The following is a 20,911-nucleotide window of genomic DNA, read 5'->3' on the forward strand; positions in this document are numbered from 1 at the left end:
GTTAACGTTGTGAGCCTACTCGGCGGCCTTGTCCAGAATCGTCTGTCCAGTGCCCGCCCAATCGGCGACGAACTGGTCCAGGCCCTTCTCGGTCAGGGGATGCTTGAACAGCTGGCGCAGCACCGACGGCGGCATGGTCGCGACGTGGGCGCCCATCTTGGCGCTCTCGGTGATGTGGATCGGGTGGCGGATCGAGGCGACGAGCACTTCGGTGGTGATGCCGGGATACTGGTCGTAGATCTGCACGATGTCGGAGATCAGCGACAGCCCGTCATAACCGATGTCGTCCAGCCGGCCGACGAAGGGGGAGATGAAGGTGGCGCCGGCCTTGGCCGCCAGCAGCGCCTGCGCGGCGGAGAAGCACAAGGTGACATTGACCATCGTGCCGCCGGACGACAGGATGTTGCAGACCTTCAGCCCGGCCGGGGTCAGCGGCACCTTGACCGCGATGTTCGGCGCCAGGGTCGCCAGGTACTTGCCCTCGGCCAGCATCGTGTCGAAATCGATCGCGGCGACCTCGGCGCTCACCGGGCCGGGTACGATCTGGCAGATTTCCTTGACCAGCTCGATGAAGTTGCGGCCGGACTTGGCGACCAGGGACGGGTTGGTGGTAACACCGTCCAGGAGGCCGGTATCGGCGAGGTCCCGGATTTCGGCGAGGTCTGCGGTATCGATGAAGAACTTCATCAGGAAAAGATCCTTGATTGAGCGAAGCGGCGATTGCGGCGGGCGCCTGCGCGGCAGCCGGCCCGGAAACTCGGGAACACTCTAGCCCATGGTGGATCAGGGTTCCAGTTCCGCCCCCGGATTCGATTTCGGCGACGGCTGGGAGGCGCGGCCATCGGCTCCGAAGCGGGTCTCCGTGCTGCTGCCGCTGCCCTTGCCGGAGGCGTACGACTACAAGGTGCCGGCCGGGCTCGACGTGGCGCCCGGCGATTATGTCGAGGTGCCGCTCGGCCCCCGCCACCTGCTGGGCGTCGTCTGGGGACCGGGTGCGGGCGAGGTCGCCGACGGAAAGCTGCGGCCGATCGCCCAGCGGTTCGACGTGCCGCCGATGCCGGAAGTCCAGCGGCGCTTCATCGACTGGGTGGCGGCCTACACCATGGCGCCGCCCGGTGCCGTCCTGCGCATGGCCCTGAGCGCGATCGGCGGCATGGAACCGCCCAAGCCGGTGACCGCCTATCGCCTGGGCGATCCCGGGCGGCTGGCCGAGCTGCGCATGACCCCGGCCCGGCGGCGGGTGCTCGACCTGCTGGCCGACGGGCCGCCGCGTCCCCCGGCCGAGCTGGCGCTGGATGCCGGATGCGGCGTCGGCGTGGTCCGCGGACTGGCCGACGCCGGGGTGCTGGAACCGGTGCTGCTGCATCCCACCCGCGACCTGCCGCTGCCGGACTGGAGCCTTCCCGGCCCCCATCTGTCGGGCGAGCAGGCGGCCGGGGCCGCGGCCCTGCGCGCCCGCGTCGCGGCCGACGCCTTCAGCGCCACCCTGCTGGACGGCGTCACCGGGTCGGGGAAGACGGAGGTCTATTTCGAGGGGATCGCGGCGGCGCTGGAGGCCGGCAGGCAGGTGCTGGTCCTGCTGCCGGAGATCGCCCTGTCGGCCCAGTGGCTGGAGCGGTTCGCCCTCCGCTTCGGAGCGCCGCCGCACCAATGGCACAGCGACCTGTCCGGCGCCCAGCGGCGCGCCACCTGGCGCGACGTGGCGACCGGCGCCGCGCGCGTGGTGGTGGGGGCGAGGTCAGCTCTGTTCCTGCCCTATCCCGAGCTGGGCCTGATCCTGATCGACGAGGAGCACGACCCCTCGTTCAAGCAGGAGGACGGGGTGATCTACAATGCCCGCGACATGGCGGTGGCCCGGGCGCACCTGGCCGGCATCCCGATCGTCCTGGTCTCGGCGACGCCGTCGCTCGAATCGGCGATCAACGCCGAGTCCCACCGCTACGGCCGGATCGACCTGCCGGCCCGCCACGGCGGCGCCAGCATGCCGGAGATGAAGCTGATCGACCTGCGGCTCGACCGGCCGCCGCGCAACCGCTGGCTCGCGCCGTCGCTCGTCCAGGCCTTGACCGAGACCTTCTCCGCGGGGGAACAGGGAATGCTGTTCCTCAACCGGCGGGGCTATGCGCCGCTGACCCTGTGCCGCAACTGCGGCCATCGGCTGCAATGCCCGAACTGCACGGCCTGGCTGGTCGAGCACCGCCTGGCCGGAAAGCTGCAATGCCACCACTGCGACTTCACGGTGAAGCTGCTGGACGTTTGCCCCTCCTGCGGCGCCGAGGGCTCGCTGACCGCCTGCGGTCCCGGCGTGGAGCGGATCGCCGAGGAGGTGACCCAGCTGTTCCCCGACCAGCGCACCGCCCTGATGACCAGCGACAGCCTGGTCGGCCCGCACGCGATCCGCGAGATGGTCCGCCGCGTCCAGGACCACGAGATCGACCTGCTGATCGGCACCCAGGTGATGGCGAAGGGCCACCATTTCCCCATGCTGACGCTGGTCGGCGTGGTCGATGCCGACCTGGGGCTCGGCGGCGGCGACCTGCGCGCGGCCGAGCGGACGTACCAGCTGCTCCAGCAGGTCGCGGGCCGGGCGGGGCGGGCGGAGCGCCCGGGGCGGGTCTTCCTCCAGACCTACATGCCGGAGCATCCGGTGCTCCAGGCGCTGGTGTCGGGCGACCGGGATTCGTTCTACGAGCGCGAGGCGGAGGAGCGCCATGTCCACGCCATGCCGCCGTTCGGCCGGCTGGCCGCGCTGATCGTGTCCGGCGAGGAGGAGGGGGCGGTGGAGGCCGTCGCTCGCGCCCTGGGGCGTGCGGCGCCGCGCTCCGAGACCGTCCAGGTGCTGGGACCCGCGCCGGCGCCCTATGCCCTGTTGCGCGGCCGGCACCGGCGGAGGCTGCTGCTGAAGGCGCCCCGCGCCGTGTCGGTCCAGCCGCTGATCGCCGATTGGCTGGCGCGGGTGGAGGTGCCGGGGACGGTGAGGGTGCAGGTGGATATCGACCCCTACAGCTTTCTATAGGGCGCCTGCGATTGCATTCGATCCATCGAAAGTGTTATAGGCAAACCTTGCGATTCGGCCCTGCTTGTAACTACAATGCAACTACACGCGAGGCGTCATGGACCTGGAATTCGAGTGGTCCGAGGCTAAGCGGCAAGCGACGCTTGAAGCGCGTGGGGTGGACTTTCTGCGCATGCGCGAGCTTTTCGATGGAAGACCGGTGGTCGTCTATCTTTCGGCCCGTGGCGCGGAAGAGCGGTGGGTCAGTGTCTGCCGGATCGAGGACAAGTTTTTTGCCGTGGTCTGGACGATCCGGGAAGAGCGTATCCGGATCATTTCCGCCAGGAGGGCAAGGTATGGTGAAGAGAGACGATACCGTGCGGTATACCGCATCGGAAATTGACGCGATGATCGCGAGGGGCGAGGATCGAACCGACTGGTCGCGCGAGGATACCGACGAAGAGATCGAGGCCCAGATCGCTTCCGATCCCGATCTGGCGGTGCCGGACAACTGGGAGGAACTGTCCGTGCCCGGCTTTCCCTTTCCCCTGCCGTCGCGCGAGAACAAGCGCCAGGTCACGGTGCGCTACGACGCCGAGGTGGTGGATTTCTTCAAGGCCCAGGGGCGCGGCTGGCAGAGCCGCATGAACGCCGTGCTGCGCGCCTTCGTGGAAAGCCAGCGGAACGGCGGCCGGTCCCGCTGAGCCGCCTTCAAGCCTCCCGCAGCGCCGGGGCCGGGACGCGGGCCGGACGGGTGCGCCAGATCGACAGGCACTCGGTGGAGGTGGAGCCGCTGCCGATGCTGTGCCAGCCCTGGCGGTCGTGGAACCACAGGGTATAGGTTCCCCGACGGTCGCGCTCGAACCGGAAGACGGGGCGGTCCAGATGGGGGAAGGTGACCAGCAGCAGGTCGCCTTCGGGGCTGGTCTGGCGGGACACGCCGGCCCACAGCCCGCGTTCCATGCGCGGCCGGGCGATCTCGTAGAATTCCGCAAGGTCGGCCGGGGTGAAGCGGGCCAGGCTGAAGGCGACGACGGTCATGGTCAGGTGATCCGGAGGCGTGATCAGAGGGAAAATCCGAAGGGCGATACCGGCGGGACCGGTTGCCGCACCGCCAGCCGGCGGCACCCCCAAAGATGCGCATCCAAAGTTAATTAGCGCTTAATCGCGGTCCGGATCGCCTCCGCTCCCCGGCCTTAGTGTCGCAGGCCGGCCGGTGCCGCCCGCGGAACGGTAAAGCCGGGGGTGTTTCGGCCCCAACTGCCCGGTTTTGCTGGATTTGAGTCGGTTGCGCGCACCCGCTCCCTGTGTTATGTGACCGCTCGCCGTCAGGGGAGGGGGCCTGCCCGACGCATGTCTTCTCCTCCAAGGCCCTAAAAATCAACAAGGTCTATGGACCGAACCGAGGTACCGCGTGGCATCCGAAGGTACAGGAGTATCCGGGCTGGCAGGGCGATACGCGACTGCCCTGTTTGAGCTTGCGGACGAAAACAAGGCGCTGGACCAGGTCGCCCAGGATCTGGCCGCCATCAAGCAGATGCTCGTCGAAAGTCCCGAACTGGACCGTATGGTACGCAGCCCCGTGCTGTCCCGCGGCGACCAGAGCCGGGCGATGGGCGCTCTCCTCCGCCAGGCCGGCGTGTCCGAGCTGACGCAGCGGTTCGTCGGGCTGGTCGCCCAGAACCGCCGGCTGTTCGCGCTGCGCGGCATGATCGACGGCTACCTTGCCGAGCTGGCGCGCCGCCGCGGTCAGATGACCGCCGACGTGACCTCGGCATACCGCCTGTCCGATCCCCAGGTCCAGGCCCTCACAGATGCCCTCAGGGCCCAGATGGGGTCCAAGATCGAGGTCCGGGTCACCGTCGACCCGTCCCTGATCGGCGGCATGATCGTCAAAGTCGGTTCGCGCATGGTCGACAGCTCCGTGCGCACCAAGCTGAACAAGCTGCAAATCGCCATGAAAGGGGTTGGCTGATGGAAATCCGCGCCGCGGAGATTTCCGCGATCCTCAAGCAACAGATCGCGAATTTCGGGAATGAGGCGGATGTCGCCGAAGTCGGCCAGGTCCTCTCGGTCGGCGACGGCGTCGCCCGCGTTTACGGCCTCGACAACGTCAAGGCCGGCGAGATGGTCGAGTTCCCCAACGGTCTCAAGGGGATGGCGCTGAACCTCGAGACCGACAATGTCGGTGTCGTGATCTTCGGCGACGACCGTGACATCAAGGAAGGCGACGTCGTCAAGCGCACCGGCGCCATCGTCGAGGTTCCGATCGGCCGCGGCCTGCTGGGCCGCGTCGTGGACGGCCTGGGCAACCCGATCGACGGCAAGGGCCCGCTGACCGACGTGGTCATGAGCCGCGTCGAGGTGAAGGCGCCCGGCATCATCCCGCGCAAGTCGGTGCACGAGCCGATGCAGACCGGCCTGAAGGCCATCGACGCGCTGGTTCCGATCGGGCGCGGCCAGCGCGAGCTGATCATCGGCGACCGCCAGACCGGCAAGAGCGCCGTCGCCATCGACGCCTTCCTGAACCAGAAGGGCATCAACCAGGGCGACGACGAGAGCAAGAAGCTCTACTGCATCTATGTCGCCGTCGGCCAGAAGCGCTCGACCGTCGCCCAGATCGTGAAGACGCTGGAAGACTCCGGCGCGCTGGAATACTCGATCGTGGTCGCCGCGACCGCGTCGGAGCCGGCGCCGCTGCAGTTCCTGGCGCCCTACACCGGCTGCGCCATGGGCGAGTTCTTCCGCGACAACGGCATGCATGCGCTGATCGTCTATGACGACCTGTCCAAGCAGGCCGTGGCCTACCGCCAGATGTCGCTGCTGCTGCGCCGTCCGCCGGGACGCGAAGCCTATCCGGGCGACGTGTTCTACCTGCACTCCCGCCTGCTCGAGCGTGCGGCGAAGATGAACGACGCCAAGGGCGCCGGTTCGCTGACGGCATTGCCGATCATCGAGACGCAGGCCGGCGACGTGTCGGCCTACATCCCGACGAACGTCATCTCGATCACCGACGGCCAGATCTTCCTGGAGACCGGCCTGTTCTACCGCGGCATCCGCCCGGCCATCAACGTCGGCCTGTCGGTCAGCCGCGTCGGTTCGGCCGCGCAGATCAAGGCGATGAAGCAGGTCGCCGGCACCATCAAGCTGGAACTGGCCCAGTACCGCGAGATGGCCGCCTTCGCGCAGTTCGCCTCGGACCTGGACGCCTCGACCCAGCGGCTGCTGAACCGCGGCGCCCGCCTGACCGAGCTGCTGAAGCAGGGCCAGTTCTCGCCGCTGCCGGTGGAAGAGCAGGTGGTTTCGATCTTCGCCGGCGTGCGCGGCTACCTCGACAAGGTCAAGGTCGAGGACGTCAACCGGTTCGAAGCCAGGCTGCTGGATGATGTCCGCTCCAAGGGGGCGAACATCCTCGACGCCATCCGCACCGAGAAGGCGCTCTCCAAGGAGACCGAGGAGAAGCTGAAGGGCTTCCTCGACAACTTCTCCAAGGTGTTCGTCTAAGCTCGAAGCGGTCCCTGGATGCGACCCCCGGTGTTCCGGGGGTCGCATCGGGGATCAGGAAGGCAGGGCTCCAACCCCCGGTGTGATGAAGGCCTCGAATGCCAAGCCTTAAGGACCTTAAAAACCGTATCTCCAGCGTCAAGTCGACGCAGAAGATCACGGCCGCCATGAAGATGGTCGCCGCCTCCAAGCTGCGCCGCGCGCAGGAACAGGCGGAGGCCGGCCGTCCCTACGCCGAGCGCATGGGCCGTATGCTCGCGTCGCTCGCCGCCAACGTGTCGAGCAACGGCGAAGGTCCGAAGCTGATGACCGGTACCGGAAAGCAGGACGTGCACCTGCTGGTCGTCATCACGTCGGACCGTGGCCTGTGCGGCGGCTTCAACGGAACCATCGTGCGCGAGGCGCGGCGCCAGATCGCCCGGCTCGAAAGCGAGGGGAAGACCGTCAAGGTGCTGACCGTCGGCCGCAAAGGCCGCGACCAGCTGCGCCGGACCAACCCGAACAGCGTCATCCAGTCCTACGAGGATATCGGGCGCAAGCGGCTGTCGTTCGCCGAGGCCGACATGATCACCGCCAAGGTGCTCGAGCTGTTCGATGCCGGCGAGTACGACGTGGCGTCGGTGATCTACAACAAGTTCAAGTCGGCGATGACCCAGGTCGTCACCGTCCAGCAGGTGATCCCGTTCGCCATGCCGGAAGGCGAGACCGCCGGGACCCAGGCCGCCGATCAGGGCGAGGCGAAGGCGCTGTACGAGTTCGAGCCGGAGGAGGACCAGATCCTCGCCGACCTGCTGCCGAAGAACCTGTCGATCCAGGTCTATCGCGCGCTGCTCGAAAGCGCCGCCAGCGAGCAGGGCGCCCGGATGACCGCGATGGACAGCGCCACCCGCAACGCCGGCGACATGATCAACAAGCTGACGCTGACCTACAACCGGACCCGCCAGGCCGTCATCACCAAGGAGCTGATCGAGATCATCTCCGGTGCCGAGGCGATCTAAGGTCTGCAAGCGTCCGACACTGATATCTGGTTCCGAGGGAGCGAACCCACATGACTGCTGCAATCCAGACCGGCACTACGCCGAGCAACGCCATGCCCAGCAATGCCATCGGCAAGATCACACAGATCACCGGCGCGGTCGTCGACGTCCAGTTCGAAGCCGACCTGCCCGCGATCCTGAACGCCCTGCATACCCAGAACGAGGGCAAGACGCTGGTGCTCGAAGTGGCCCAGCACCTGGGTGAGAACACCGTCCGCGCGATCGCGATGGACACGACCGACGGCCTCGTCCGCGGCCAGTCGGTCACCGACACCGGCAGCCCGATCTCGGTGCCGGTCGGCCCGGCCACCCTGGGCCGCATCCTGAACGTGATCGGCGAGCCGATCGACGAGCGCGGCGAGGTCGGCAACACCTCGACCCTCCCGATCCACCGCTCCGCCCCGGACTTCGTCGACCAGTCGACCGAAGCCCAGGTCCTGGTCACGGGCATCAAGGTCATCGACCTGCTGGCGCCCTACGCCAAGGGCGGCAAGATCGGCCTGTTCGGCGGCGCCGGCGTCGGCAAGACCGTCACCATCATGGAGCTGATCAACAACGTCGCGAAGGCGCACGGCGGCGTGTCGGTCTTCGCGGGCGTGGGCGAGCGGACCCGCGAGGGCAACGACCTCTACCACGAGATGATCGAGGGCGGCGTCATCAAGACCGACGGCCCGGGCTCCAAGGTGGCGCTGGTCTATGGCCAGATGAACGAGCCGCCGGGCGCCCGCGCGCGCGTCGGCCTGACCGGCCTGACCCTGGCGGAGTATTTCCGCGACGAGGAAGGCCAGGACGTGCTGTTCTTCGTGGACAACATCTTCCGCTTCACCCAGGCGGGTTCGGAAGTGTCCGCGCTGCTCGGCCGCATCCCCTCCGCGGTGGGTTACCAGCCGACGCTGGCGACCGACATGGGCGCCCTGCAGGAGCGCATCACCTCCACCAAGAAGGGCTCGATCACCTCGGTGCAGGCGATCTACGTGCCGGCCGACGACTTGACCGACCCGGCGCCCGCCACCTCGTTCGCCCACCTGGACGCCACCACCGTGCTGTCGCGCTCGATCGCCGAAATGGCGATCTTCCCGGCCGTGGACCCGCTGGACAGCACCAGCCGGATCCTCGACCCGCGCGTCGTCGGCGATGAGCACTACCAGGTCGCCCGCTCGGTCCAGAAGGTCCTGCAGACCTACAAGTCGCTGCAGGACATCATCGCGATCCTGGGCATGGACGAGCTGTCGGAAGACGACAAGCTGGTCGTCGCCCGCGCCCGCAAGATCCAGCGCTTCCTGTCGCAGCCGTTCCACGTCGCCGAGGTGTTCACCGGCACCCCGGGCGTGCTGGTCAGCCTGGAAGACACGATCAAGGGCTTCAAGGGCATCGTCAACGGCGAGTACGACCATCTTCCCGAGGCCGCCTTCTACATGGTCGGCAAGATCGAGGAAGCGGTCGAGAAGGCCCGCAAGATGGCCGCCGAGGCCGCGTAAGTACCGAAGGCCGAAGGGGCTCGACCGCCCCTTCGCCTTGTTTGACGCCTAACTCAGGAACGAGAGCTATCCATGGCCGACAAAGTCGAGTTCGAGCTGGTTTCGCCGGAAAAGCTGCTGGTCTCCCAGCCGGTCGACATGGTCGTGGTGCCGGGCGGCGAGGGTAACTTCGGTGTGCTGGCCGGTCACGCGCCGATGATCACCACGGTGCGCCCCGGCGTCATCGACATCTTCGAGGGGGACCGGGTCGTCGACCGGATCTTCGTCGCCGGCGGCTTCGCCGAGGTGACCGAGACCCGCTGCACCGTCCTGGCCGAGCAGGCGACCAACCTGAGCGAACTGGACCGCGCCGCGGTCGAGCAGGAGGTCAGGGACGTGGGCGAAGACGTGGAGGACGCCAAGTCGGACAGCGAGCGCGCCGCGGCGGAGGGCCGTCTGGCGGTCGCCCGCGCCAAGCTCGAGGCGATCACCGGCACCACCGCGCACTGATGCCCGCTCTGGCGTTGTAAAACGCGCACAGAGGGATAATCTGCAGACCTGATATCGATGGCCTGGCCGCCAAGGCCGGGCCATCGGTCTTTCAGGGTCAACAAACGTCGGCTTGGGGAAGAATGGGCTATCAACACTGGACGCTGGAGGATCTTCCTTGGGACCGGATCGATCGTTCCAAAGCGGATGCGGAGATCCTGAAGATCATCAAGGCCGCGGCTCTCGTTGAGTACAACGGCAGGGACTACGCGACCTACCTGTGCAACGTCTTCAACGACGATCCCGAGTTCCAGCAGGTGGCCCGGGACTGGGCGGAGGAAGAGGTCCAGCATGGTGCCGCGCTCGGCCGCTGGGCCGAGATCGTCGACCCCTCCTTCTCCCTTGAGGACGCCTTCAGGCGGTTCACCGACGGCTACAAGATCAAGCTGGAAGCGACGGAATCGGTCCGTGGATCGCGCAGCGGCGAACTGATCGCCCGCTGCATGGTCGAGACCGGCACCAGCTCCTACTACACGGCCCTGGGCGATGCCACCGATGAGCCTGTGCTGAAGGAGATCTGCCGGCGCATCGCGACCGACGAACTCCGCCATTACAAGCTGTTCTACCAGCACCTCAAGCGCTACATGGAGCGGGAGGACCTTGGCCGGCTGTCCCGGCTGCGCATCGCGCTGGGCCGGATCAACGAGTCCGAGGACGACGAGCTCGCCTATGCCTACTACGCGGCCAACGGCTCCGACGCGCCCTACGACCGCGAGACCAACACCCGTGCCTATATGCGCCGGGCCTATGCCTATTACCGCCCGACCCATGTGGACCGGGGCGTCGCGATGATCTTCAAGGCGGTCGGCCTGAAGCCCCACACCACGCTGTACCGGGCGGCCACGCGGATGGCTTGGTGGTATCTGGACAGCAGGCTGAAGAAGCTGACCAAGGAAGCGGCCTGAACCCCGGCGAGCGTCGGGCCGAAAGACCCGACGCTCGCCGGGGCGGTGGAACGATCAGATCTCCAGGAGAAGGTCGCTGGACAGTTCCACCCGGCGCATCATGGACTCCTTGAGCTTGAGCATCGCGCGGTGCTCGAGCTGGCGGACGCGCTCCTTGCTGACGCCCAGTTCCTTGCCCAACTCCTCCAGGGTGGCTCCGTCGTCGCGCAGGCGACGCTGGGCGATGATGGTCCGCTCGCGGGGGCTCAGCTCGCCCAGGGCTTCGGCGAGCCACTTGGAGCGTGTGTTGCTGTCCCGCATGCCGATCACGACGTCTTCGGGGCTGGGACGCTGGTCGGCGAGGAAATCCTGCCAGTCGTCCTCGCTGCTGTCGCTGATCGGGGCGTTCAACGACTGGTCGGCGCCGCTCAGGCGCATCTCCATCGCCTCCACCTCATGGACCTCGACCTTCAGTTCGGTCGCGATCTTCACCCGGCCGGCCTGGGTCAGGGCGCCGTTGCTGGACGCGTCCTCGATCTTGGCGCGCAGGCGGCGCAGGTTGAAGAACAGGCTCTTCTGGGCGGCGGTGGTACCGGTCCGCACGATCGACCAGTTGCGCAGGATATAGTCCTGCATGGCCGAGCGGATCCACCAGGCGGCATAGGTCGAGAACCGTACCTCGCGGTCCGGCTCGAACCGGGCGGCGGCCTGCATCAGGCCGACATTGCCCTCCTGGACCAGGTCCCCCATGGGCAGGCCGTAGTTCCGGAAGCGGGACGCGGTGGAGACGACCAGACGGGTATAGGCGCGGACGAGATCGTGAAGTGCCGACTCGTTGCCGTCTTCCCGCCAGTTGCGTGCCAGTTCGAATTCGTGGTCGCGGGAAAGGAGAGGTTCCCGCATCGAGGCCTTGATGAAAGTCAGATTGGCCCGCTGTGTTTCCGGGTCATCGATATGAGCCATCGTCCTGTCCTTCCCCCTGATGGACGCGCGACCTCGGCGATGGCCCTGTCCATGAGGGTCAACACCGGCGGGTGCCGTCGGTTGCTTCAGATACGCAGCCGGGACGGACCCGGATCACATCGGGAAGGAAGTTTTTTCAGCCGGCAGGACGACGCTTCAGACCTCTATCAGCTCCAGGATCTCCCCCGAGGCGGCCAGGCAGCCGCAGACCAACGGGCCGCCGAAACCGCATCCGCCATCCAGGGTGACCGTGAAGTCACCAGCCTGGATACCTCCCCGTCCCGGGTCATACCCGCGGACGATGCGGCGGAACTGGTCGTAGGGCTGGTCGATGCGCCCGAATCCGGTACCGCCCCACCAGAAGGTGTCGCCCTGGGCTCCCAGCGGCCGGGAGGTCTCGATACCGGAGGAGACCAGCAGGACGCCCACGGGGATGCGTTCGGCCGGCCCGGCACCGGGCTGGCTGGTGTAGGCGGCGCGGCGCAACGCGCTCATCACGTTTTCGTGACCGGGATGCCCGCGCATGGCGCCCCGCAGGCTGTTGGTCCACCGCGTGATCGCGACGGCCCCGTCACGCGCGGCGGCCAAGCCCTGGTCCGGGTTGCCGCCATAGGCACTCAGGGTCGCGTCGGCGCCCTGCCGGAGCATCCAGCTCAGGACGACGGCCGGATCGGGCGCGAACTGGAGCTGGAGCAGCTTCTGCCACATCTCCTCCTGGGCGCCGCGGAGATAGACGACATCCTCCGCCAGCATGCCGGGCATCGCGATGAGGGCCCGGCGGAACGACAGCAACTCGTCCATCGTTTCCCGCACCGCGGCACCCCGGCCGATCATGTTGCCGGTATAGACGAGCCGATCGCCAGGCGTGAACCGCCGACCGATGTCGGCATGCAATGCCGCCAGACGGTCGACTTCGCCATGGACGGCACCCACGGCCCAGATCCGTTTGGGATGGCCGATATCTGCAAATTTCTGATTGTCTGACATCAGGACGCGTAAACGCAACTCCGGTCCGGCATGGACTATGGCCGGAGTTTAGGCGCCCGGCGTGCCCAGCAAAAGCCGATAAAAGGGAGTGGCCGGGGATTGTTGCGATCCCCGGCCCCCAGCCTCCACGCAGCTCAGGCGGCGGCCTTGGTCAGGACGGCCTCGAGCCGTTCGGTGGCCTTCATCTCGTCGATCTTCTCGACGGCGGCCAACTCCCGGGCGAGCCGCTCCAGTGCCGCCTGATAGATCTGGCGCTCGCTGTAGGACTGGTCGGGCTGGTCGCTGCCGCGATAAAGGTCGCGCACCACTTCGGCGATCGAGACAGGGTCGCCGGAATTGATCTTGGCCTCGTATTCCTGGGCGCGGCGGCTCCACATGGCGCGGCGGGCGCGCGAGCGGCCCTGGAGCGTCTCCAACGCGACCTTGATCCGGTCCTTGGAGCTGAGGCGGCGGAGACCTGAGTCCTTGGCCTTACCCACCGGTACCTTCAGCGTCATGCGCTCCTTTTCGAAGGTGATGGCGTAAAGCGTTACGGTTTGGCCGGCAATATGATGCGTTTCGATTCCCTCGACACGACCGACCCCGTGGGCCGGGTAGACGACGAAATCACCGGCCGTGAACTCAAGCTTGTTCATCATTCCTGTTGGCTCTCACTTCACGCTCGCTGGCACCCGGCTGTCCCGGCCGGATGCCTCGGGACAACGAAAGGCTGAAGCGCCATCCACCGGCCCCTATGACGTTTAGGGGCCGACGAATAGGCAATCCGAGCCTGGAGCATCGCAAGCCCGGGACGCGCGCGAAAGCGACCGGGCCTAGGGCCGCCATTATATAGGAAGTGAGGAGGGCGTTACAAAGATATAACGTCTTGGTCATAAGCAAGCTCCCGCCGGTCGCACGATGGCGGACCTGCGGGAATTGCATGGCGGAACGTAAGAATAAACTTTCAGGCTGACGAATAGCGCGTCAACCCAACGTTCAGTTGCCAGTTCCCGGATTGGGATTGAAGAACTTCTCGAATTTGTCCGGGGCTCCCTTGAACTCCTCGGCCTCGGGCGCCGCGTCCTTCTTGCGGGTCAGGTTCGGCCATTGCAGGGAATATTCCCGGTTCAGCTCCAGCCACTTCTCCGCATCGGGCTCGGTGTCCGGGACGATCGCCTCGGCCGGGCACTCCGGTTCGCAGACGCCGCAGTCGATGCACTCGTCGGGGTGGATAACAAGCATGTTCTCCCCCTCGTAGAAGCAGTCGACGGGGCACACCTCGACGCAGTCGGTATATTTGCACTTGATGCACTGTTCGGTGACGACGTAGGGCATGCTCGCTTTCCCTTTATCCTCTTCAGGCACCCGGGCTTCGTCCTGGTCCCGGGGGCCGGCAGCAGTTCAGTCAGATGGAGATCTCTAGATCGAGCTCTCTCCGGTCGGCGCCTCCAGCGTGGAGTCGGCGATGCCCAGCCGTTGAAGCACGCGCATCCGGGCCGCACCACGGTCGCGGTCGGAGACGTAGAGCAGTCCGCCCACCCTGCGCAAGAGGCTGGCTTCCAGATCGTGCAGTTCACCATCGGCGTAGACCACTTCCCAGAGCATTTCAATCATCTGAATGCGTTCCTGGTCGGAAAAGCGGTCTTTCAGGGTGGAGGTGAAGCGGTGCCACTGGGCCGGCCCCTCCGTCACCGTCTCGGCCTCCGCCAGCAGGTCGTCCGCCTCGGCGCCCGACAGGGAGAAGCGCCCCTCGAGCAGGTCGCGGATGCGTGCGCGCTCGCGCTCGCCGAACTCGTCGTCCAGGCGCGCCGCCTCGACCAGCAGCGTGGCGGCCGCCAGTTGCACCTCGTCGTGCGAGTGCCGCCCGGCCCGCCGGGCCGTGTCGTCGGCATCCATCAACAGTGCTTTCAATCGAGCCAGCATTACGGAAATCCCATCCTTGCGGCCCGTCGCCAGGCCGGTATCGCGAAACTATGCAGTCCGTCAGATATGGGGACTGTCCTGACGATGACGACCCCTGCTGACCCTTGCCCTCGGGTGCGGGAGGCACTAGCCTGCTCGCCATGATGACCGCAGCCGGCCCAGACCACCGCCGCCACGCCCCGGCGACCCAGCGCAACAGGGAACCCATCCTGGGCGTTCTGCGGCGCGTGCTTCCCGCCGCCGGCACCGTGCTGGAGATCGCCAGCGGCAGCGGCGAGCACGCCGTCTTCCTGGCCGGCTCGCTGCCCGACCTGATCTGGCATCCGACCGATCCGGACCCGGACAACCGGGCCAGCATCCGGGCCTGGATCGCCGAGACCGGCGTCACCAACGTCACGGCTCCGGCCAACCTGGACGCCGCGGCCCGCGCCTGGCCCGTCACCCACGCCGACGCCATCGTCTGCATCAACATGATCCATATCTCGCCATGGCCGGCGACCCTGGGCCTGATGGCGGGGGCGGGGCGCACCCTGCCGACGGGCGCGCCGCTCTATCTCTATGGCCCGTACAGGCGGGACGGGCGCCATACCGCGCCGAGCAACGAGGATTTCGACCATTCCCTGAAGGCCCAGAACGCCGAGTGGGGGGTGCGCGACCTGGAGGAGGTCTGCGCGGCGGCGGCCGGCTCCGGCCTCACCCTGGACGAAGTCATCGAGATGCCGGCCAACAACCTGTCCGTGGTGTTCCGGCGGGGCTGAAGCGGCCCGGCCGAGTTCCGCAGGTCACTCCGCCGGGCGCGCGCTTCCGGCGGGCCGGCCGGCAAGGCCGCGCTTCCGCCGCCGCCGCCGGTTCGCCAGCAGGTTCAGCGACTCGACGAGGATCGAGAAGGCGATCGCGAAGTACAGGTAGCCCTTCGGGATATGGAAATGCAGGCCGTCGGCGATCAGGGCGACGCCGACCAGCAGCAGGAAGCTGAGCGCCAGCATCTTGACCGTGGGATGGGTGTTGACGAACCGGCTGACGGGACCCGACGCGAACAGCATGACGCCCACGGCGATGATGACGGCGGCCATCATGACTTCCAGGTGCTGCGCCATGCCGACCGCAGTGATCACCGAATCCAGCGAGAAGACGATGTCCAGCATCATGATCTGGATCACCACGGAGGTGAAGGTCGCGGTGCCATTCCCCCCGGCCTCCTCGTCCTCGCCCTCCAGGTTGTGATGGATTTCCGTGGTTCCCTTGGCCAGCAGGAACAGGCCGCCGACGATCAGCACGAGATCGCGTATCGACACGTCGAACTCGCCGATCGTGAACAGCGGGTTGGTCAGGGTGGAGATCCAGGCGATCGAGGCGAGCAGGCCCAGGCGGGTGACCAGCGCCAGCGCCAGGCCGACCTGCCGTCCGCGCGCCTGCCGCTCCGGCGGCAGCCGCCCGGCCATGATCGAGATGAAGATGATGTTGTCGATGCCGAGCACGATTTCGAGCACGGTCAAGGTCAACAGGCTGGCCCAGGTCTGGGGATCGGCGAGGATGTCTAGCATGGCGCGCTGAGAACCGGACAGCGGCAGGTAAGTTCCGCGCCGCCCCGGCGAATCGACTCAGGATTCCGACCGCAGCCTTTCGGTCGCCCGCCGTTCCGCCTTGGTCGGCCGGCCGGCCCCGGAGGGGCGTTCCGCCGGACGGGCCATCGCCGTCTCGGGCGCCGGCGGCGACAGGTCCTCGTACAGCGCCTGTGCCTCCGGCGCCGGGCCGCGCCGGGAGCCCAGGGCGACCACCTTGATGATCCGGATATGGCGCCCCTGGGCGAAGGTCAGCACGTCGCCCGGCCTGACGGCGTGATGCGCCTTGGTGACCGGCGCGCCGCCGATGCGGACGGCGCCGGCCGCGCACAGCTTCGCCGCCAAGCTGCGCGTCTTGAAGAAACGGGCGTACCAGAGCCACTTGTCGAGCCGCAGCCGGCCGGATGCCAGCTCCTGGGCGGTGGCGGCCCCGTCGTCGTCCCGATCCTCTTCCGATGTCATCGCATGAACTCGATCTGCCTCAGCTTGGCGAAGGGGGAATCGGCGGATGCCTCCGCGCGCGGCTTGGCCGCGGCACCGCGGCGCCGGCCCTTCCGGTCCTGGTGGCGGCGCGGCGGTTTGCCGCGCGCCCAGGTGACGGCGCCGGCCTCGTCCTCCCTGCGGCGGTACCCCATGGCCGCCAGCACGCCTTCAAGGTCCTGGGGCGTGCTGCCGATCATCTGGGCCAGTTCGGGCGCCGCGGTCAACGGGCCTTCGCCGGACCGCCTGTACAGCTCGCGTTCGAACCGTTCCAGGATGTCGGCCCGGAGCGCCCGCGGTCCCATCGGCGGATAACCCACCGCTTCCCAGAAGCCGGGCGGCACGGCGTCGGTCGCGACCGAGACGCGGCCGGCCGGCGGAGTGGGCGGGGGCAGGGGCATCGCGGCGTGGCCGCCGTGCAGGACGGCCCACAGCAGGCCGCGGGTCTCCACCGCCCGGGGCTTGATCAGGGCCGGCATGAACACCTGGCTGGTCGCCAGCCGCACGCCCAGCCGGTTGAGCGCCTGCCGGTCGGCCTTGCTGAAGCCGGCGATCAGCGGCTCCAGGTCGGGCCGGGCGAGGCTGCCCAGCGACTCGGAAAGCTGGAAGGCCAGCCCGCGCGCCGGGCCGGACAGGTCGGCCTCGCGCAGCTTGAACAGGGGCGCCAGCCGGTCCTTGACGAACCCCTCGACCCAACGGCCGAGCCGGGCCCGCACCCGGTCGCGCTGCCCCGACTCGAACAGGTCGTCGTGCAGCGGAATCACCGCCGGGGTCAGGACCGACGTCCCCGGCCCCAGGCGCGCCACGGGATGGCCGTCCCAGGCCAGGATGCCGTCGGGCCGCAGGTCGATCCTGTCGTCCCCCGCCTGTTCCAGCAGGAGGACCCGCCGGCCGATCTCGTCGCGGAGCGCCCGGCGCGCGGCGCTCATGAAGGCGCGCACGTCGTCCTCCCGCACCTCGGGGTCGAGGGTGAAGTGGAACCCCTCCAGCCGGCCGACATGGTGGCCCTCGACCAGCACCTCGCCGGCGGCCGTGACGGCGGCCAGAAGCTCACCGCCACCGGCCAGGGTGCGTGCCAGCACGGCGGAGCGCCGATCGACGAATCTCTGGGTCAGCCGCTCGTGCAGGGCGTCGGACAGCTTGTCCTCGATCGCGCGGGACTGGGCCTGCCAATGCCCCGGGTCGGTCAGCCAGTCCGGCCGGTGGGAAATGTAGGTCCAGGTCCGGATATGGGCGATGCGCGAGACCAGGGTGTCGATGTCGCCTTCGGTCCTGTCCATCCGGGCGACCTGCTTGGCGACCCAGTCCTCCGGCAGGCGGGCTTCCGGAGTCATCAGGTGGCGATAGATCTGGGACAGCAGCCGGGTATGGGCGTCCGACAGCACCTTGCGGAAATCGGGGATCTGGCAGACCTCCCACAGCAGCCGCACGGCCCCGCGGTTGGTCGCCAGGGAGGCTATCTCCTGGTCGCGCGACAGCGCCACCAGCGACAGGTAGTCGTCGGCGTCCCGCGCGCGCATCAGCTCCGGCCGGGGCGGCCGCTGCTCCAGGCTCTTGATCAGCGCGCCCGGGCTCTCGAACCGCAGCGCGGTGTTCCGCCACATGATCGCCTTGAGCGACTCGAACTGGTGGTTCTCGACCGCGTTGACCGTCTCCGAATCCAGGCCGTTCAGGTCGCCGGTGGTGCCGAAGGTGCCGTCGGTCATGTGGCGGCCGGCGCGGCCGGCGATCTGGGCGATCTCGTTCGGTCGCAGCTTGCGCGGCGCGTGCCCGTCGAACTTGGTCAGCCGGGCGAAGGCCACATGGTCCACGTCCATGTTCAGCCCCATGCCGATCGCGTCGGTCGCGACGAGGTAATCGACCTCGCCCGCCTGGTAGAGCGCCACCTGGGCGTTGCGGGTGCGCGGGCTGAGCGCTCCCAGCACCACGGCGGTGCCGCCCCGCTGCCGCCGGATCAGCTCGGCGATGGTGTAGACGTCCGTCGCGGAGAAGGCGACCACGGCGGACCGGGGCGGCAGCCGGGTCAGCTTCTTGTGCCCGGCATAGGTCAGCGACGAGAACCGCGGCCGGCTGATGAACTCGGCCCGGGGCACCAGCTTCTGGATCAGCGGCCGGATGGTGTCGGCGCCCAGGAACATGGTCTCGTCCATGCCGCGGGCGTGGAGCAGCCGCTCGGTGAAGATGTGGCCGCGCTCGGGGTCGGCGCAGAGCTGGATCTCGTCCACCGCCATGAAGGCGACCGGCCGGTCCAGCGGCATCGATTCGACCGTGCAGACGAAATAGACGGCGCGCGGCGGGATGATCTTCTCTTCGCCGGTGACCAGCGCCACCGCGTGGCGGCCCTTCGCCTTGACGATCTTGTCGTAGTTCTCGCGCGCGAGAAGGCGGAGCGGAAATCCGATCATGCCGGAACGGTGCCCCAGCATCCGCTCGATGGCGAGAAAGGTCTTGCCGGTGTTGGTCGGCCCGAGAACGGCGGTAACCCGCCCCTGGTGCTGACCCTGATGCTGGAAAGCCACGCCAGAAGATGCTGCGCTCATAGGGGACAGCATTGGGGTTCATGTGCTGCATTGCAAGGGGCGTCGTCGCCCGTCACGCTCCGGAGCCGGAAGGGGTTGCAGCTTTTCGCGGCATTTCACATATCTGGCGCACCTTACGCATCAGCCTGGTCAAGGCACCAAACCTATTTCCGAAGGTGATACTGCAATGTCCGAGGAACGGCTCAGTTTTCAGGCCGAGGTCAGCCGCCTGCTCGACATGGTCGCGCACTCCCTCTACAGCGAGAAGGAGGTGTTCCTGCGCGAGCTGATCTCGAACGCATCCGACGCCTGCGACCGCCTGCGCTACGCGGCCCTGACACAGCCCGAACTTTCGGCTGACGATCCCGACCTCAAGATCCGCCTGCTGACCGACGCCGACGCCAAGACCCTGACGGTGGCGGACAACGGCATCGGCATGAACCGCGAGGACCTGATCGAGAACCTGGGGACCATCGCCCGGTCGGGCACCGCGGCCTTCATGAACAAGCTCACCGGCGACGCCAAGAAGGACATCGGCCTGATCGGCCAGTTCGGCGTCGGCTTCTATTCGGCCTTCATGGTGTCGGACAAGGTCGAGGTGCTGACCCGCAAGGCGGGCGAAAGCCAGGGCTGGCGCTGGGTCTCGGACGGGCGCGGCGAGTTCACGGTCAGCGAGGCGGAGGATGCGCCGCGCGGTACCCGCGTCGTGCTGCACCTGAAGGCCGACGAGGGCGAGTTCCTGGAGGAGCACCGGCTGCGGCGAATCGTCCAGAAGTACAGCGACCATATCGCGCTGCCGATCCTGTTCGGCGACGCCGCCGACGCCCAGGCGCTGAACAGGGCGTCCGCGCTGTGGACCCGGTCCAGGAACGAGATCACGGCCGACGAATACAAGGAATTCTACCACCATGTCGGCCACGCCTTCGACGATCCCTGGCTGACCCTGCACTGGCGGGCCGAAGGCAAGATCGAGTACACCAGCCTGCTGTTCGTCCCCTCGGCCAAGCCGTTCGACCTGTTCAACCCCGACCGGCGGCACCGGGTGAAGCTGTACGTCAAGCGCGTCTTCATCACCGACGAGGCCGAGGGGCTGCTGCCGCCGTACCTGCGCTTCCTGCGCGGCGTGGTGGACAGCGAGGACCTGCCGCTGAACATCAGCCGCGAGATGCTCCAGCACAATCCGATGCTGGCCAAGATCCGCGCCGGCATCGTCCGCCGCGTGCTGGGCGACCTCGTGAAGAAGGCCGACGACGCCGAGCAGGCCGAATCCTACGCGTCGTTCTGGGAGAACTTCGGTGCCGTCCTGAAGGAAGGCCTTTACGAGGACTACGAGCACCGCGAGCAGCTGACCAGGCTGATGCGCTTCCGCTCCACGGGCTCCGACGGGCTGGTCTCGCTGGACGACTATGTCGGCCGCATGAAGGAAGGCCAGGACGCGATCTTCTACATCACCGGCGACGACATCGAGGCGCTTCGCCGCAGCCCGCAGCTGGAGGGCTTCAAGGCGCGCGGCGTCGAGGTGCTGCTGCTGACCGACCCGGTGGACGAGTTCTGGATCCCCTCGGTCGCCGAGTACAAGGAGAAGAAGTTCAAGTCGGTCACCCGCGGCGGCGCCGACCTGTCCAAGATCAAGGCCGAGAGCGAGCCCGAGAAGAAGGACGAGGAGAAGCCCGCCGAGAACGACCTGGGCAGCCTTGTCGCGGCGCTCAAGCTGACCCTGGCCGACTCGGTCAAGGACGTCCGGATCTCCGAGCGGCTGACCGACAGCCCGGTCTGCCTGGTGGCCGACGAGGGTGACATGGACATGCACCTGGAGCGCCTGCTGAAGCAGCATCGCCAACTCGACGGCGGCGCCAAGCGCATCCTGGAGGTCAACCCGACCCACCCGCTGATCCGCCGGCTGACCGGCATGGCGGCGAAGGAGGGCCTTTCCGACAATATCGAGGACGTCGCCTGGCTGCTGCTCGACCAGGCCCGCATCGTCGAAGGGGAGCCGATCCCCGATCCGGCCGCCTTCTCGCGCCGCTTGGCGCTGGTGATGGAGAAGGGCCTGGGCCTGGCGGCGTAGGCGC

21 protein-coding genes are annotated in these 20,911 nt (G+C 67.6%); 11 read left to right on the forward strand and 10 right to left on the reverse strand.

The genetic code is table 11. The annotated features are described in order from the left end of the window. Positions 1–15: 15 nt before the first annotated feature. Complete coding sequence (fsa, locus tag JL101_RS01545; protein ID WP_203096782.1) at positions 16–687, reverse strand: fructose-6-phosphate aldolase; 672 nt, start codon at positions 685–687, stop codon at positions 16–18. An 88-nt stretch (positions 688–775) separates the two neighbouring features. On the opposite strand from fsa, the gene JL101_RS01550 reads away from it, so the two are divergent. The 3 genes from JL101_RS01550 to JL101_RS01560 all read left to right on the forward strand — a co-directional run bounded on the left by JL101_RS01550 (position 776) and on the right by JL101_RS01560 (position 3,699). Further along, positions 776–3,016, forward strand: a complete 2,241-nt coding sequence (locus JL101_RS01550; protein WP_203096783.1) for a primosomal protein N' — start codon at positions 776–778, stop codon at positions 3,014–3,016. Positions 3,017–3,113: 97 nt separating this feature from the next. Then, positions 3,114–3,398, forward strand: a complete 285-nt coding sequence (locus JL101_RS01555; RefSeq protein WP_203096784.1) for a BrnT family toxin — start codon at positions 3,114–3,116, stop codon at positions 3,396–3,398. 4 nt (positions 3,399–3,402) lie between these two features. Continuing rightward, the gene (locus JL101_RS01560; protein WP_201074528.1) at positions 3,403–3,699 is read left to right on the forward strand and encodes a BrnA antitoxin family protein; all 297 of its coding nucleotides are present in this window, start codon (positions 3,403–3,405) and stop codon (positions 3,697–3,699) included. Positions 3,700–3,706: 7 nt separating this feature from the next. On the opposite strand, the gene JL101_RS01565 is transcribed toward JL101_RS01560, so the two are convergent. After that, a complete protein-coding gene (locus JL101_RS01565) occupies positions 3,707–4,036 on the reverse strand; it encodes a hypothetical protein (protein WP_201074526.1) in 330 nt (109 codons plus the stop codon). A gap of 373 nt (positions 4,037–4,409) precedes the next feature. Between JL101_RS01565 and JL101_RS01570 the strand changes: the two genes are divergently transcribed. The 6 genes from JL101_RS01570 to JL101_RS01595 all read left to right on the forward strand — a co-directional run bounded on the left by JL101_RS01570 (position 4,410) and on the right by JL101_RS01595 (position 10,447). Further along, on the forward strand, positions 4,410–4,970 hold the full coding sequence (locus JL101_RS01570; RefSeq protein WP_201074524.1) for a F0F1 ATP synthase subunit delta: 561 nt from the start codon (positions 4,410–4,412) through the stop codon (positions 4,968–4,970). Next, positions 4,970–6,499 carry a F0F1 ATP synthase subunit alpha gene (gene atpA, locus JL101_RS01575; RefSeq protein ID WP_203096785.1) on the forward strand — a complete coding sequence of 510 codons (1,530 nt, stop codon included), beginning with the start codon at positions 4,970–4,972 and terminating at the stop codon, positions 6,497–6,499. Before JL101_RS01570 ends, atpA begins: the two co-directional genes overlap by 1 nt. A gap of 98 nt (positions 6,500–6,597) precedes the next feature. Further along, on the forward strand, positions 6,598–7,497 hold the full coding sequence (locus JL101_RS01580; protein WP_203096786.1) for a F0F1 ATP synthase subunit gamma: 900 nt from the start codon (positions 6,598–6,600) through the stop codon (positions 7,495–7,497). 92 nt (positions 7,498–7,589) lie between these two features. Next, entirely contained in the window at positions 7,590–9,014 is a 1,425-nt protein-coding gene (atpD, locus tag JL101_RS01585) for a F0F1 ATP synthase subunit beta (protein ID WP_203096963.1), read from the forward strand. Positions 9,015–9,086: 72 nt separating this feature from the next. Next, positions 9,087–9,503 carry a F0F1 ATP synthase subunit epsilon gene (locus JL101_RS01590; RefSeq protein ID WP_203096787.1) on the forward strand — a complete coding sequence of 139 codons (417 nt, stop codon included), beginning with the start codon at positions 9,087–9,089 and terminating at the stop codon, positions 9,501–9,503. 122 nt (positions 9,504–9,625) lie between these two features. After that, the gene (locus tag JL101_RS01595; RefSeq protein WP_203096788.1) at positions 9,626–10,447 is read left to right on the forward strand and encodes a ferritin-like domain-containing protein; all 822 of its coding nucleotides are present in this window, start codon (positions 9,626–9,628) and stop codon (positions 10,445–10,447) included. 54 nt (positions 10,448–10,501) lie between these two features. Here JL101_RS01595 and JL101_RS01600 read toward each other — a convergent pair whose 3' ends face one another. The 5 genes from JL101_RS01600 to JL101_RS01620 form a co-directional block, all read right to left on the reverse strand. Continuing rightward, the gene (locus JL101_RS01600) at positions 10,502–11,389 is read right to left on the reverse strand and encodes an RNA polymerase factor sigma-32 (protein ID WP_203096789.1); all 888 of its coding nucleotides are present in this window, start codon (positions 11,387–11,389) and stop codon (positions 10,502–10,504) included. A gap of 156 nt (positions 11,390–11,545) precedes the next feature. Continuing rightward, positions 11,546–12,322 (reverse strand): hypothetical protein, encoded by a 777-nt coding sequence (locus tag JL101_RS01605; RefSeq protein ID WP_228435240.1) that lies wholly within the window; start codon positions 12,320–12,322, stop codon positions 11,546–11,548. Between the two features lie 188 nt (positions 12,323–12,510). Then, the gene (locus tag JL101_RS01610) at positions 12,511–13,014 is read right to left on the reverse strand and encodes a CarD family transcriptional regulator (protein ID WP_201074515.1); all 504 of its coding nucleotides are present in this window, start codon (positions 13,012–13,014) and stop codon (positions 12,511–12,513) included. A 337-nt stretch (positions 13,015–13,351) separates the two neighbouring features. Further along, positions 13,352–13,690, reverse strand: coding sequence for a ferredoxin FdxA (fdxA, locus tag JL101_RS01615; RefSeq protein ID WP_203096791.1), 339 nt, complete (start codon positions 13,688–13,690; stop codon positions 13,352–13,354). A gap of 84 nt (positions 13,691–13,774) precedes the next feature. Next, positions 13,775–14,266 (reverse strand): tellurite resistance TerB family protein, encoded by a 492-nt coding sequence (locus tag JL101_RS01620; RefSeq protein WP_228435241.1) that lies wholly within the window; start codon positions 14,264–14,266, stop codon positions 13,775–13,777. 152 nt (positions 14,267–14,418) lie between these two features. Between JL101_RS01620 and JL101_RS01625 the strand changes: the two genes are divergently transcribed. Further along, a complete protein-coding gene (locus tag JL101_RS01625) occupies positions 14,419–15,036 on the forward strand; it encodes a DUF938 domain-containing protein (RefSeq protein WP_323374702.1) in 618 nt (205 codons plus the stop codon). A gap of 24 nt (positions 15,037–15,060) precedes the next feature. Here JL101_RS01625 and JL101_RS01630 read toward each other — a convergent pair whose 3' ends face one another. From JL101_RS01630 to JL101_RS01640, 3 genes are read right to left on the reverse strand one after another with little or no spacing between them, the layout of a single operon-like run. Further along, positions 15,061–15,822 carry a TerC family protein gene (locus JL101_RS01630; protein WP_203096792.1) on the reverse strand — a complete coding sequence of 254 codons (762 nt, stop codon included), beginning with the start codon at positions 15,820–15,822 and terminating at the stop codon, positions 15,061–15,063. 57 nt (positions 15,823–15,879) lie between these two features. Beyond that, the gene (locus JL101_RS01635) at positions 15,880–16,302 is read right to left on the reverse strand and encodes an RNA-binding S4 domain-containing protein (protein ID WP_203096793.1); all 423 of its coding nucleotides are present in this window, start codon (positions 16,300–16,302) and stop codon (positions 15,880–15,882) included. Next, positions 16,299–18,839, reverse strand: a complete 2,541-nt coding sequence (locus tag JL101_RS01640) for a helicase-related protein (RefSeq protein ID WP_323374703.1) — start codon at positions 18,837–18,839, stop codon at positions 16,299–16,301. Before JL101_RS01640 ends, JL101_RS01635 begins: the two co-directional genes overlap by 4 nt. A 187-nt stretch (positions 18,840–19,026) precedes the next feature. Here JL101_RS01640 and htpG point away from each other — a divergent pair, with 187 nt between their 5' ends. After that, complete coding sequence (gene htpG, locus JL101_RS01645; protein ID WP_203096795.1) at positions 19,027–20,907, forward strand: molecular chaperone HtpG; 1,881 nt, start codon at positions 19,027–19,029, stop codon at positions 20,905–20,907. Positions 20,908–20,911: the final 4 nt, after the last annotated feature.

The sequence above is a fragment of the Skermanella rosea genome (assembly GCF_016806835.2).
Lineage (GTDB): Bacteria > Pseudomonadota > Alphaproteobacteria > Azospirillales > Azospirillaceae > Skermanella > Skermanella rosea.

Bases quoted from the DNA above. Each gene is read 5' to 3' on its own strand.
- JL101_RS01550 (WP_203096783.1), top strand. From the start codon at position 776: ATGGTGGATCAGGGTTCCAGTTCCGCCCCCGGATTCGATTTCGGCGAC.
- htpG (WP_203096795.1), top strand. From the start codon at position 19,027: ATGTCCGAGGAACGGCTCAGTTTTCAGGCCGAGGTCAGCCGCCTGCTC.
- JL101_RS01580 (WP_203096786.1), top strand. From the start codon at position 6,598: ATGCCAAGCCTTAAGGACCTTAAAAACCGTATCTCCAGCGTCAAGTCG.
- fsa (WP_203096782.1), bottom strand. From the start codon at position 687: ATGAAGTTCTTCATCGATACCGCAGACCTCGCCGAAATCCGGGACCTC.
- JL101_RS01595 (WP_203096788.1), top strand. From the start codon at position 9,626: ATGGGCTATCAACACTGGACGCTGGAGGATCTTCCTTGGGACCGGATC.
- JL101_RS01600 (WP_203096789.1), bottom strand. From the start codon at position 11,389: ATGGCTCATATCGATGACCCGGAAACACAGCGGGCCAATCTGACTTTC.
- atpA (WP_203096785.1), top strand. From the start codon at position 4,970: ATGGAAATCCGCGCCGCGGAGATTTCCGCGATCCTCAAGCAACAGATC.
- JL101_RS01560 (WP_201074528.1), top strand. From the start codon at position 3,403: ATGATCGCGAGGGGCGAGGATCGAACCGACTGGTCGCGCGAGGATACC.
- atpD (WP_203096963.1), top strand. From the start codon at position 7,590: ATGCCCAGCAATGCCATCGGCAAGATCACACAGATCACCGGCGCGGTC.
- JL101_RS01590 (WP_203096787.1), top strand. From the start codon at position 9,087: ATGGCCGACAAAGTCGAGTTCGAGCTGGTTTCGCCGGAAAAGCTGCTG.
- JL101_RS01625 (WP_323374702.1), top strand. From the start codon at position 14,419: ATGATGACCGCAGCCGGCCCAGACCACCGCCGCCACGCCCCGGCGACC.
- JL101_RS01565 (WP_201074526.1), bottom strand. From the start codon at position 4,036: ATGACCGTCGTCGCCTTCAGCCTGGCCCGCTTCACCCCGGCCGACCTT.
- fdxA (WP_203096791.1), bottom strand. From the start codon at position 13,690: ATGCCCTACGTCGTCACCGAACAGTGCATCAAGTGCAAATATACCGAC.
- JL101_RS01555 (WP_203096784.1), top strand. From the start codon at position 3,114: ATGGACCTGGAATTCGAGTGGTCCGAGGCTAAGCGGCAAGCGACGCTT.
- JL101_RS01610 (WP_201074515.1), bottom strand. From the start codon at position 13,014: ATGATGAACAAGCTTGAGTTCACGGCCGGTGATTTCGTCGTCTACCCG.
- JL101_RS01635 (WP_203096793.1), bottom strand. From the start codon at position 16,302: ATGACATCGGAAGAGGATCGGGACGACGACGGGGCCGCCACCGCCCAG.
- JL101_RS01630 (WP_203096792.1), bottom strand. From the start codon at position 15,822: ATGCTAGACATCCTCGCCGATCCCCAGACCTGGGCCAGCCTGTTGACC.